This window comes from Virgibacillus byunsanensis (assembly GCF_042675965.1).
In the GTDB taxonomy this organism is placed as follows: Bacteria; Bacillota; Bacilli; order Bacillales; family Amphibacillaceae; genus Virgibacillus_R; species Virgibacillus_R byunsanensis.
In genome coordinates, this window is the sequence record NZ_JBHTKJ010000038.1 from 1 (window position 1) to 11,987 (window position 11,987).

Here is an 11,987-nt window from a genome sequence, read left to right on the forward strand (position 1 = left end):
CCCTTACCGTTGGGCTACGCCCTTCACACACTTGAAGAGGGAGACTTCTTTCGGAAGTACGTTAAATATTATTACGCTTATATTTTACAGGTTTACATTTGTAGATTTTAAATATGAGGCACTGACTCCTCCTTACTGGATAAATATGGGGGCAGTTGCTATTACCACTTTGGCAGGTTCTACCTTGATATTACACGCTGATAGTTGGGAATTGCTTGGTGAAGTCACCATTTTCATAAAGGGATTTACTTTATTCTTTTGGGTGACTGGTACGTGGTGGATCCCGCTATTATTTATTTTAATGATATGGCGCCACTTTTACCATCGTTATTCCCTTTCATATGACCCACAATTTTGGGGAATGGTATTCCCGCTTTCTATGTATACAACAAGTACATTTCAATTGTCAGTTGCTTTAGGAGTTCCGTTTCTAACAGTTATCCCTCATATAATAGTGTATATAGCACTGATCGCATGGACAATAGGTTTTGTTGGACTTATTCATCACCTATTCCAAACTTTCAAGAGTTATTACCGTTCATAAAGAATTAAATGTCTCTAGTATAAAAATTTTTGAACAATGGCAATAGATCACGGATATGCCTTAACTCCGCCTCTTTAATTCGTATAAAAGGACGTACATTACCAAAATTCTGTGTATCTCGACTGTGCCAGGTATTCTTCCTGTATGGCAAAGGTTAACGTTTGCCATACATTAAGAGTTAGTGCACTGAGCGTCCTCTTGCACCGTATTTTTCAGCCCTCTGTCAGTAAAATTCATTAGCAGTACGGAGGTTGTATATTAGTCCTGTTACCAGGATCTCCCTACTCGTTAGTCACGTTGCCCCAAATAGTAAAATCATGAAAAGAAAGCTCATTTCAGAAATAAGTAGGAATAGTTTAGTTATTGTATTGATTTTATGTGGAAACAGACCAAGAAAGAATAATGGAGATTACTAGAAGCATAATTCCTGTTAAAAGGAAAGGTAACGCTAGAGTGAATGTTATCTTATATGGATTTACATATTCTCTTTTACCTTCAATATCATCCAGAACTATCTCTACTGGGTTTGCTTTTTGAAAGAATTGCTTAAAACTCTTTACTATGCCGTTAAAGAAACCACCTTGTAGTATGGTCATTGTTCCCCCGACTATGGTAAGAAGAAGTGAACTGTAGAAAAGGCTGTTCTCCCAGGCAATTAAGTTAATAGAATTATATAGGAAAAAGGAAAGAAAGAATGAGAATAGGATTGTTGCAGAAGTGGCCATTAAAATTTTATGAAACATAGAGATCCTCACCTACTCCATTTTTCTGTTAGTATATCACAAAATTTCAAAAAATTTAAAAAATAAACATTGACTATAGCCCCCCATAGGTGTAGTTTTAAATGAAGTAATAATGTTACGATTTTTCTAAATTTTCATAAAAATACAAGGGGGGAAAAGGAATGAAGAACCGATCAATAATCACGTTGTTGCTCTTAATGTTTACCTTAGGTGCAGTACTAGTTGGATGTAATTTTGATGACTCTGCTGATGAAGTGGACAGCGATACCACTACTGAGGATGGAACGGAGAGTGAATCAGAAGGAGTAGATACTGAAACGGGAACAGAGCAAGTGTTGAATTTATCAGAGAACTCAGAGATTCCGACAATGGATTCTGTTCATGCTCATGATGGTGTTTCATTTACGGCTTTAACTAATACCACGGAAGGGTTATATCGTCTAGGAGTAGAGCATGATGCAGTGTTAGCTATTGCAGATGATCACCAGCCTAGCGAAGATGGATTGGTACACACATTTACACTCCGTGATGCGAATTGGAGTAACGGTGAACCTGTGACTGCTGACGATTTTGTCTACGGATGGCAAAGAATATTTGAAGATACTGGTCACTATGCAAATATGTTTGAAACAGCGAAGATTCTAAATGCAACCGAAATTTTAAATGGAGAAAAATCAGCAGATGAATTAGGGGTTGAAGCAATTGATGAAAAAACCCTTGAAGTAACATTGTCCGGTCCAAACCCTCTTTTAGCTCAGAATTTAACATTTCCTTCATTCCTGCCACAGAATCAGGAATTTGTGGAAAGCCAAGGAGACCAATATGCTTTAGAAGCCAGTAACCTATTATTTAACGGTCCATTTATAATGTCAGAATGGAAGCACGATCAAAGCTGGCAATATAAGAAGAATCCAGATTATTGGGATGCTGAAGCAGTTAAATTGGAAGAAATCAATGTATTTGTAGTTAAAGAATCATCAACAGAATTAAACCTTTATGAAACAAACGAACTTGACAGAGTTGAACTCAGTGCATCTTCTGTCGATCAATATCAAGACGACGAAAACTTTAGTCTTGTGGATGATGCTGAGATTAGATTTCTACGTTTCAATCATAACCTCGAAGATTTAGGTAACGAGAATATACGTCGTGCAATTGATCTTGGTTGGGATAAAGTAGCGCATGCGGACGTCATTCTTAATAATGGTTCAAAACCGTTATATGGATTAGTTCCTGAAGGTTTCTCTACTTCACCAGACGATACTGATTTCCGCGATTTGAATGGAGCATTCAACCAAGGAAATTATGAAGAAGCACAAGCATTTTTGGATGAAGGTCTTAAGGAGATTGGGAAAGACTCTACGACCATTTCTATTATGTCATCGGATGATGAATCCATGATGAAAACAGCAGAATATTTGAAAGATCAACTAGAAACCAATTTGTCAGGGTTAACAGTAGAGATTAACGTTGTTCCTTTCGAACAAAGACTGGAACTAGAAAAATCTATAGAATACGGCATATCCATTTCTTCATGGGGACCAGACTACATCGACCCAATGACCTACCTTGGTATGTGGGTGACAGAGGGGTCAGCTAATAGAATGGGTTACTCTAACCCTGAATTCGATGCTCTTATTGATGAGATAAATAATGAACAGGATCCTGCTGCTCGCTATGAAATGATGCTTGAGGCTGAAAAGTTATTATTTGAAGATGCGGCTATAGGACCAGCATATCAGGTGACGAACGCAGTTCTTCAACGTACTAATATTAAGGATTTAGCTTACCACCCAAGTGGTGCAGAATTTACTTTCAAATGGGCATATATAGAATAATAAAGATAAAATTGTAACAGATTTCAAGAAGAGGATGTTATATCTGATGCATTCTCTTTTTTTTATCTAGATTTATCCTAACAAGATAAGTGAGGTGTGGTTGTGAAAGGTTATATCTTCCAGCGTATAGGTTATATGCTTATTACGCTTTTTATCGTTATTTCCGTTACCTTTTTTCTCGTCAAACTCCTTCCAGGTACACCATTTAGTAATCCGGAAAAATTATCTGAACAGCAATTAGTGCTAATGAATGAAAAATATGGACTGGATAAGCCAGCTGCTATTCAGTATGTAAAGTATATAGGAAATCTAGTAACAGGTGATCTTGGTCTTTCTTATCAGTATGACGGACGTTCGGTAAATAGTATTCTAAGCAGCCGAATTGGTCCATCGGCTCTGATCGGGTTTCAGGCGCTTATTATAGGTACACTAATTGGGCTAATTCTTGGAATCATATCTGCCTTAAAGCATAATAGTTTCCTAGATTATGGATCAGTTTTTATCGCTGTTCTCGGCATGTCGATTCCATCTTTTGTTTTTGCCGCATTAATGCAGTATTATATCGGAGTTAAACTTGGCTGGTTACCAGCAGCATTATGGCAGGGGTATGAGTATACCATGATGCCTTCTATTGCTCTATCCGTTATGGTTGTAGCTACAGTTGCCAGATTTATTCGAACAGAAATGTTAGAAGTTCTGGGGCAGGATTATATTATAACAGCAAAAGCAAAAGGCTTAACAGAATCAGCTGTTGTGATCAAACATGTAATTCGTAACGCATTAATTCCTGTTGTGACAATGCTTGGACCTTTAGCTGTAGCCATAATGACGGGGACATTGGTCATAGAAAAAATATTTGCAGTACCTGGTCTTGGAGAACAATTTACAAAGTCTGTTTTAGTAAATGATTATAGCGTTATTATGGGTATTACATTAATGTATAGTGCACTTTTTATTGGAGTTGTATTTCTAGTAGATATCTTATACGGCATGATCGACCCACGTATCAGTTTAAAAGGGGGTCATAAACAATGAGAACTGAGAAAAAGGAAATTACGAATGATATGTTTGTGGCAGCTCCACTTGACTCCAGTAAAAAAGAAGAGATCTCAGGTCCACCTGTAACCTTTTGGAAAGAAGCCTGGAGAAGATTAAGAAAGAATAAAGGGTCTTACTTTGGATTTATTATTATTATAGTAATGACAGTGTTGGCATTAGGCGGCCCTTTTATGAATGAGTATACTCATGTTGAGCAGGACTTGATGCGCTCTAATTTACCTCCACTTGTACCTGGTTTAGAGTGGCTGGGACTTAATGGTGAAGATGTCAACGGAGTCAATCAGTATGAGAATAGAGGAATCACGCAAGCTTCTTGGTTTGGAACAGATGAATTTGGTCGTGATTTATGGACGAGAGTTTGGTATGCGACGCAAATTTCCTTATTTATTGCTCTGGTTGCTGCATTGCTGGATTTAATTATTGGAGTTGTATACGGCGGAATTTCTTCCTTTTATGGTGGACGAATAGACAATGTCATGCAACGTATCATAGAAGTACTTATGGGAATACCAAATTTAGTTGTCATTATTCTTTTTATCATGATACTGGAGCCGGGTATTACCTCTATTATTTTGGCTATGGTTATTACGGGATGGGTAGGTATGTCGCGTGTCGTACGTGGACAAATTTTGCAACTAAAGGGGCAGGAATTTATCCTGGCAGCTCGAAATTTGGGATCGTCCAATAAGAAAATTATATGGCAACATTTAATACCTAATGTTATGGGGCCTATTATAGTAACCCTAATGTTTACCATTCCTACAGCCATCTTTTTTGAAGCATTTTTAAGTTTTATAGGTTTAGGGTTACAACCGCCGCTGGCTTCATTAGGTGTATTAATCGAAGATGGTTATCAATCGATGCGTTTCTTTCCCTATAAATTAATATATCCAGCTATCGTGATCAGTGCTATTATGATTTGTTTTAACGTTCTGGCAGATGGGTTACGGGATGCACTGGATCCCAAAATGAGGAAATAAGAAAGGAGAGGAGACAATTATGACTGATAATATATTAGCTGTAGATCAACTTCACGTTTCCTTTCAAACGCATGAAGGGGAAGTAAAGGCAGCACGTGGTATCAGCTTTGATCTAAAAAAGGGAGAGACACTAGCAATTGTTGGAGAATCTGGTTCAGGTAAATCAGTTGCTGCTAAAAGTTTACTAAGAGTACTCCCAAAACAAAACAGTATTATAAAACAAGGTGAAGTCCTTTATGACGGAAAAGACCTATTAAAATATAGTGAAAAAGAAATGCAAAAAATTCGAGGGTCAGAAATTTCAATGGTTTTCCAAGACCCAATGACTTCGTTAAATCCAACCATGACTATTGGAAAACAAATTATGGAAGGTTTAAAAAAGCATCAACAAATGGGTAAAAGAGAAGCTTTAAAAGAAGCTAAGGAACTTCTTCGACTTGTAGGAATTCCTAATGCTGAAGAAAGAATGAAAGAACATCCTCATCAGTTTTCAGGTGGAATGAGGCAGAGGGTAGTTATTGCTATTGCTCTAGCCTGTAAACCGAAAGTGCTAATTGCTGACGAACCTACAACCGCCCTTGATGTAACTATTCAAGCTCAAATATTGGACTTGATGAAGGACTTGCAAAAAAAGACAGGTACAGCAATTATAATCATTACCCATGACCTTGGTGTAGTCGCTAACATGGCTCAACGTGTTGCGGTTATGTATGCAGGAGAAATTATCGAAACGGGAACAGCAGATGAGATTTTCTTTGAGCCTAAACACCCCTATACGTGGGGATTACTATTATCTATGCCGAAATTATACGCGGATCGTTCCGTACCGCTAATCCCAATTGCTGGTACTCCACCAGATTTAGGACAGTTGCCTGATGGTTGTCCTTTTGCGGCTCGTTGCCCGCACGTTATGAAGGTTTGTCACGATTTTACACCGGCTAATACTATAATATCAGATACCCACACCGTCTCATGCTGGTTAGAAGATGAACGAGCACCACGGGTTGATAGACCACATGATGTAGGAGGATTAATCGATGAAAGAAAAAGTAAAACTACTTGAAGTTAAAAATTTACAGAAACACTTTAAAATAGGAAAAAAGCAGGTGTTAAAAGCAGTAGATGGTATTTCTTTTGATATCTATAAAGGAGAAACACTAGGATTGGTAGGGGAGTCTGGTTGTGGGAAATCAACAGCTGGACGAACAATCAATCGCCTATACGCTGCGACCTCCGGACAAGTAATATACAATGGGGAAGATACTCAAGTTAAAAAATCCATGAAGGATACCAAAGAGATAAACAAGAAAATACAGATGATCTTTCAAGATCCGTATTCATCCCTTGATCCAAGAATGACTGTAATGGAAATTATATCAGAGGGGATTAGTAACTATAGTCCTCACATGGGGAAAAAAGAAAAACTTACGAAAGTCCACGATTTACTTGAGTTAGTGGGTTTAAATAAGAATCATGCTAACCGCTATCCACATGAATTTAGTGGAGGTCAACGGCAGCGAATAGGAATAGCGCGAGCGTTAGCGGTAGAACCAGAATTTATTATTGCGGATGAACCTATTGCTGCGTTGGATGTTTCCATACAAGCTCAAATAGTGAATCTTTTAAAAGAGTTGCAATTAGATAAGAAGTTAACCTATTTATTTATTGCCCATGACTTATCGATGGTCAAACATATCAGTGATCGAATAGCTGTCATGTATATGGGGAATCTCGTAGAATTAGCTGATAGTGGGGAATTATATAGTGAGCCGTTACATCCTTATACGCAGGCACTATTATCAGCTATTCCCCTGCCTAATCCGGAAATTGAAAGATCACGTGAACGCATTATTTTAACTGGAGACATCCCAGATCCAATCAATCCTCCAAGCGGCTGTCGTTTTCGTACACGTTGTCCAGTAGCCATGGATGTATGTGCAAAAGTCGTACCAGAGTGGCAGGAAGTAAAACAAGACCATTTTGTTGCTTGTCATCTTTATCGGTAAATAAGGAAGTGAAAAAGGGGGAAAGGCGAGGGAAAAAAATTCATAATAGATAACTAAACTTACTTATAGGATATCAATATATTTCTTACTTATATGAGGAGAAGTCATAACAGAAAGTAGAGATCCGTAATTGAGAGAGAATGCTACTTCATCTCCCACTTGCAGGTCTATTTTCTTTGCATCAATAACAGTATGATCACTGCTCGAACCTATAATTTCAATCTCTGAAATAGGTGTGAGTCCTGATACTAGTACATCCTGAAACCCAACTCCAAGAATGGCTCTTTTTATATTTCCTCGATCCACAAATTGAGGGGAGGTTCCAAATGAGTTCTGGGCAATCTCACCATAAGGTACAGAAGGCTTTATTTTTGATTCAATGACCTCAGAAATAAACGAAAATGCATCTGTATATAATCCTGGTATTGCCGTTCTAAAGAGTGTTTCCCTTCCTAGAAGTATCGACTCGCCCACTCTTAAATGGTTGATCTTCCCAGTGCTTTCAGTAGTCAAGAACCAATTATAGTTGGCAGAGTTTCCACCTGAAACATAGGTTAGGGGCAATGAAAACTTCTCTTCTATTTCAATGGCCAATGATGATAATTTTCCCATGTTTTCTTCATTGGGTTTAACCCCTCCAAAACAAGCAAAGTTTGCACCAATGCCAACCATTTTAACTCCAGCTAATTTCAAAACCTCTTCTATGAATTCCTCGAGGTTTTCCGGCATAATGCCTTCTCTTAAATCACCCATTTCAACCATAAGGATAATTTTATGCAAGGTTTTATTCTTCTCAGCTGCAGCCGATAGTCTTTTGATGACAGACAGTTCCGTATTAAGACTAATATCAGCATATTTAATAACAGATTCAATCTCACTTAAAGCAGGTGTTCTTAATAATAGAAAAGTTGCATTAAGAGTTGCCTCGCGCATTTTTTTAATGTTTTCTATTTTAGAATCACTAAGGATATGAATGCCCTTATTAATGAGAACACTAGCAACCTCAGGGCTTCCGCAAACCCCTTTGGTAACACCAGTGATTTCAATCCCTTTTGATCCATACAAATCAATAAGTACCTCGGCATTATGTGCGATTTTTGCAAGGTTAATCTCTATTCTGGGTGCTAAAGAATGGGTCAATTTACAAGCACTTTACTCTTTTTATCCTTCAGTAATGGGAATTTTTCAAAGATGCTCGTTATAAGTTTGTCACATCCAAATTTCAATACATCTGTTGTCGGTAGTTTGAGATGGTCTTCATATTGTTTAATAACATCCTCAATCTCTTTATCAGTCATGTTTTCGTGATTGATGGTAACGGAAATTACCTTGGAGCTAGAGAAGTTTTCGATGAGATCAATTTCGCTTTTAATCGATGGCATTTCCATAAAGCTGAAATCACCTAGATTTTTTCTGTTTGGTGGATGCTGTACAATCACAGCTCCTGGTCTTGCCCCTCTTATGATCCCACAGGAACTTATATAAGCTGGGTGACTTAACGCTCCTTGGCCCTCTACAATAATAATGTCAGGGTTCTCAATTTCATACGCTTTCATGACCTCGTTTTCAATTTCACCAGTCATAAATTGTGAAGGGATCGCGTCAATAGCAACACCATATTTCGCTCCTTGGATTAATCCTGTTTGCCCTGTTGCCACAAAAGCAACGTTCAAGCCTTGTTCTATTAGTGCATCTTCAAGGATAACGGATGTAGTTCTTTTTCCAACTGCACTATCCGTACCTAGTACGGCCACTACTGGGGTAGGAATGTCCAAAATTCGCCCTGAAAAAAGGTGCATATCTTTTTTTAGAGGGGGCTTTCGGACATCCGTTATTTCGACCTTATATTGTAGCGAGTACTTCATAAATTCTTTATCGTCGGTAAAAAATTCATGAAGCGGATTAACAATATTCATACCATGTCTCATTGCTTTTAGAATCATATTTCGTTCAGCTTTTTTCAGAAATGCCTCAGATGGTGCTATTCCATATATGAATTCATTTGGTACGTTAGTTAAACTCTGCAGGGCATTCTCAAGGCTTGAGAAGAACGGAATTCCATTTTTTTTACCTTCTAGAACTTCACCAGTATCCAAACCGGCCTTTGTGCTATCAATCACTCCAACGACTTTATATTTCCCTGATCTTCTAATCAATCCATTTGCAGTTTTTCCATCCATTGTTCCGAATTTACCCTCGCAATAAATTAGTGCGGTTTTTTCCATAACAAATTACCTCCTGTATTTCCTGGTAAATAAATCCAGGTTAAAACTACAATCACTAAGACAATAAAAAACACCTCACACTAGAGTAAAAAGTTTCAAAGCGTAAAATGGCTAGACTCTAGATAGTGTAAGGTGGATTTCTGTGATATATAGTTTATTAGTTCATTCACAAGTATAACATAGTTTGAAAATTATTTTTTTAATTATTAGTAAATTATAAAGTTTAGAGCCTGAGGATAACTTTTTGACTGTGAGCCGGGTATAACTTCGACGTAGAGGACAAGGAAGGGCTTCGACAGCGAAACATTGCAAGAAGAATAAGCGAACTTCTTTTTCGAGGACGTACTAGTGCGATGACGCCACAGGATAAGGAAAGCTTCCCTGAAAAAACATTGAACGAAAAAAAAGTGCTTTTCTTTTTCAAGGACATAGCGAACTTAGCCTGTAAAGGCGCTTCGAGCTTTTATTCGCAGATAAGAAAGTATAAATCTTTCTTATCTGCATAAGTGCAACTAAGGCTTGGCGATAAGCCAAGTTTTCTAATTTGTGGATAAATGGTGTCCTTTTTAATATTTAAAATGGATAAGGGATTCGAGGGGAAAAGCAATATGTTATAGTAAAGGTTAAAGAAAAATTCGGGGTGAAGTTATGGATACGAATCAAATTCTAAAAAAATTAAAGAAACACTCGCCTACTATCCTTGGAAGTGGTGACTTTTCAACGTATGCCGTTTTATTGCCACTGATCGAAAAAGATAATGAAACCCATATTTTATTTGAGATACGATCACACAAGTTAAGAAGACAGCCTGGGGAAATCTGCTTTCCTGGAGGAAGAATGGATAAACAGGATAAAACTGATCAGGATACAGCTGTTAGGGAAACAACGGAAGAATTAGGGATTAGCGAGAATCAAATTACAGATATTTTTCCATTGGATTATTTGGTTTCTCCATTTGGAATGATTGTCTATCCACACGTAGGAGTAATTAATGACCCTGAAACAATTATTCCAAACCCTTCGGAAGTGGAAGATGTATTTACGGTTCCACTGTCCTTTTTTAAGAAAACCCCTCCGAAAATTCATTATGTGGATATCAACATGAAACCAAAGGAAGATTTTCCGTTTGATCTTATTGTAGGTGGGGAGAACTATAATTGGCGGACAGGAAAAATAGACGAGTATTTTTATATTTATGACGATAAAGTCATTTGGGGACTCACTGCAAAAATTTTAGCTCATTTTATAGACGTAATTAAATAGATTTTGGAGAAATTTAATTTTGGTTATACTTCTGATGAAGATGATGTTTTTAATACGTGGGATTCTTCCATATGCCCTATTACATTTAGGACATGTAACCGAAATATAGAGAAGGCCTGTGGAAAATATCTTCACAGGCCTATTAGTTTCCCCCATATTTCATTAGGGTCAGTAGCGTATTACATACATGCCATCATTGTGTAACCAGTCCGCATACAGAACCTCTTCGTTACTAGCTATTCCATTTGCAGCAAGTTGGTTTTTAAGCCATGTTTTATCAAAACCCAGGCCGTTGATGTTATCCAATAATATCTCTCCATCAAGAATTACTGTGGTACTAAGAAATTCAGGTTTTTCAGGTAATTGTAAATCTTGAACTTGAACCTTCTGATATTTGTGTTTTTTAAGAATACTTATGGAGCCGTTTGTTTCTAAAATGGCAAATGCAACTTCACGAACAGAAAATATTTCACTTTGTCTAAGCAAACTTAATAGTTGATTAATATTCATTCGATTCTTTTTCAATTGATATCTATCAATCTTTCCATCACGAATTATAATAGATGGATTTCCTTCTAAAAAACCACGAAGTCCTTTATGTTTTAGTAGTATTTTTTCCATGAAGATCATTAAAATTCCCCACAAAAATAAAGTATAAATAATATGAATCATGGTTATATTTTCTTCATATATAGCATTTCCTAGAAGTTCTGATAAAACTATAGCAGAAATAAAGTCGAATGGAGTTAGTTGTTTAATAGTTGTTTTTCCTAATAGTTTAGTAATCAAAAAGAGTAAGAAAAAGCCTAATATTATTTTTAGTGATATTCCGATAAAGTCCAGTTCGATATTAATCCCCTCATTTTAAAAATTCTATGATTATATGTATTAGTTTTGTCCATTTTTAACTTTTTATTCTTATTAGTAAAGTATAGATTAAAAGTTATATATATTTATCTCCAGAAATGGCCACGTCCAGCTCCAGCGACTATTGGACTTCCTGCTCCTCCTTACGATAAGTCAACATCGAATCGCTTAGCAAAGGAAGGCCGACTAAAAGCGGGCTCCCGGCCCAACGTCGGCATACCCCTATGAAGGGGCATGTTTCCTTTATCTCAAGGTATTTGAGGAAGATCGACTAAAACCACCGCTTTGGGCGGCAACGTCGACCCACCCGCGATGCGCGGGCGCAGTCCATACGTCGCTGAACGGGCTTTTGAGCTTTTGTTCGCAGATAAGAAAGTATAAAACTTTCTTATCTGCATAAGTGTAACTAAGGCTTCCGGAGCGACCGAGCATAGGTCGTGTAATTTAGCAGGTGCGAATCCT

At 37.4% G+C, this 11,987-nt stretch carries 12 protein-coding genes; 7 read left to right on the forward strand and 5 right to left on the reverse strand.

Going from position 1 to position 11,987, the window contains the following annotated elements:
• Nucleotides 1-544 (forward strand): tellurite resistance/C4-dicarboxylate transporter family protein (locus ACFQ3N_RS14095; protein WP_390363176.1); only part of this gene is annotated, 544 nt, incomplete at its 5' end.
• A gap of 374 nt (nucleotides 545-918) precedes the next feature.
• Here ACFQ3N_RS14095 and ACFQ3N_RS14100 read toward each other — a convergent pair.
• A complete protein-coding gene (locus tag ACFQ3N_RS14100) occupies nucleotides 919-1,287 on the reverse strand; it encodes a DUF3899 domain-containing protein (protein WP_390363177.1) in 369 nt (122 codons plus the stop codon).
• 161 nt (nucleotides 1,288-1,448) lie between these two features.
• On the opposite strand from ACFQ3N_RS14100, the gene ACFQ3N_RS14105 reads away from it, so the two are divergent.
• From ACFQ3N_RS14105 to ACFQ3N_RS14125, 5 genes are all read left to right on the forward strand, one after another.
• Nucleotides 1,449-3,125, forward strand: a complete 1,677-nt coding sequence (locus ACFQ3N_RS14105; RefSeq protein WP_390363178.1) for a peptide ABC transporter substrate-binding protein — start codon at nucleotides 1,449-1,451, stop codon at nucleotides 3,123-3,125.
• A 102-nt stretch (nucleotides 3,126-3,227) separates the two neighbouring features.
• Nucleotides 3,228-4,160: an oligopeptide ABC transporter permease gene (opp3b, locus tag ACFQ3N_RS14110; protein ID WP_390363179.1), complete on the forward strand. Its 933-nt coding sequence runs from the start codon at nucleotides 3,228-3,230 to the stop codon at nucleotides 4,158-4,160.
• Nucleotides 4,157-5,164: an oligopeptide ABC transporter permease gene (gene opp3C / locus ACFQ3N_RS14115; protein WP_390363180.1), complete on the forward strand. Its 1,008-nt coding sequence runs from the start codon at nucleotides 4,157-4,159 to the stop codon at nucleotides 5,162-5,164. Before opp3b ends, opp3C begins: the two co-directional genes overlap by 4 nt.
• Before the next feature lie 19 nt (nucleotides 5,165-5,183).
• Nucleotides 5,184-6,227 (forward strand): ABC transporter ATP-binding protein, encoded by a 1,044-nt coding sequence (locus ACFQ3N_RS14120; RefSeq protein ID WP_390363181.1) that lies wholly within the window; start codon nucleotides 5,184-5,186, stop codon nucleotides 6,225-6,227.
• Nucleotides 6,202-7,170, forward strand: coding sequence for an ABC transporter ATP-binding protein (locus tag ACFQ3N_RS14125; RefSeq protein WP_390363182.1), 969 nt, complete (start codon nucleotides 6,202-6,204; stop codon nucleotides 7,168-7,170). The genes ACFQ3N_RS14120 and ACFQ3N_RS14125 overlap by 26 nt, the downstream gene beginning before the upstream one ends.
• Before the next feature lie 63 nt (nucleotides 7,171-7,233).
• On the opposite strand, the gene ACFQ3N_RS14130 is transcribed toward ACFQ3N_RS14125, so the two are convergent.
• Both ACFQ3N_RS14130 and ACFQ3N_RS14135 read right to left on the reverse strand, forming a co-directional pair.
• Complete coding sequence (locus tag ACFQ3N_RS14130; RefSeq protein ID WP_390363183.1) at nucleotides 7,234-8,310, reverse strand: alanine/ornithine racemase family PLP-dependent enzyme; 1,077 nt, start codon at nucleotides 8,308-8,310, stop codon at nucleotides 7,234-7,236.
• The gene (locus ACFQ3N_RS14135; RefSeq protein WP_390363184.1) at nucleotides 8,307-9,395 is read right to left on the reverse strand and encodes a DUF1611 domain-containing protein; all 1,089 of its coding nucleotides are present in this window, start codon (nucleotides 9,393-9,395) and stop codon (nucleotides 8,307-8,309) included. The genes ACFQ3N_RS14130 and ACFQ3N_RS14135 overlap by 4 nt, the downstream gene beginning before the upstream one ends.
• Nucleotides 9,396-10,043: 648 nt before the next feature.
• Between ACFQ3N_RS14135 and ACFQ3N_RS14140 the strand changes: the two genes are divergently transcribed.
• Nucleotides 10,044-10,658: an NUDIX hydrolase gene (locus ACFQ3N_RS14140; protein WP_390363185.1), complete on the forward strand. Its 615-nt coding sequence runs from the start codon at nucleotides 10,044-10,046 to the stop codon at nucleotides 10,656-10,658.
• Between the two features lie 168 nt (nucleotides 10,659-10,826).
• On the opposite strand, the gene ACFQ3N_RS14145 is transcribed toward ACFQ3N_RS14140, so the two are convergent.
• Together ACFQ3N_RS14145 and ACFQ3N_RS14150 are read right to left on the reverse strand one after the other, a co-directional pair.
• Nucleotides 10,827-11,513 carry a DUF421 domain-containing protein gene (locus ACFQ3N_RS14145; protein ID WP_390363187.1) on the reverse strand — a complete coding sequence of 229 codons (687 nt, stop codon included), beginning with the start codon at nucleotides 11,511-11,513 and terminating at the stop codon, nucleotides 10,827-10,829.
• A gap of 260 nt (nucleotides 11,514-11,773) precedes the next feature.
• On the reverse strand, nucleotides 11,774-11,987 hold a 214-nt coding region (locus ACFQ3N_RS14150; protein ID WP_390363186.1), incomplete at its 5' end, for a hypothetical protein.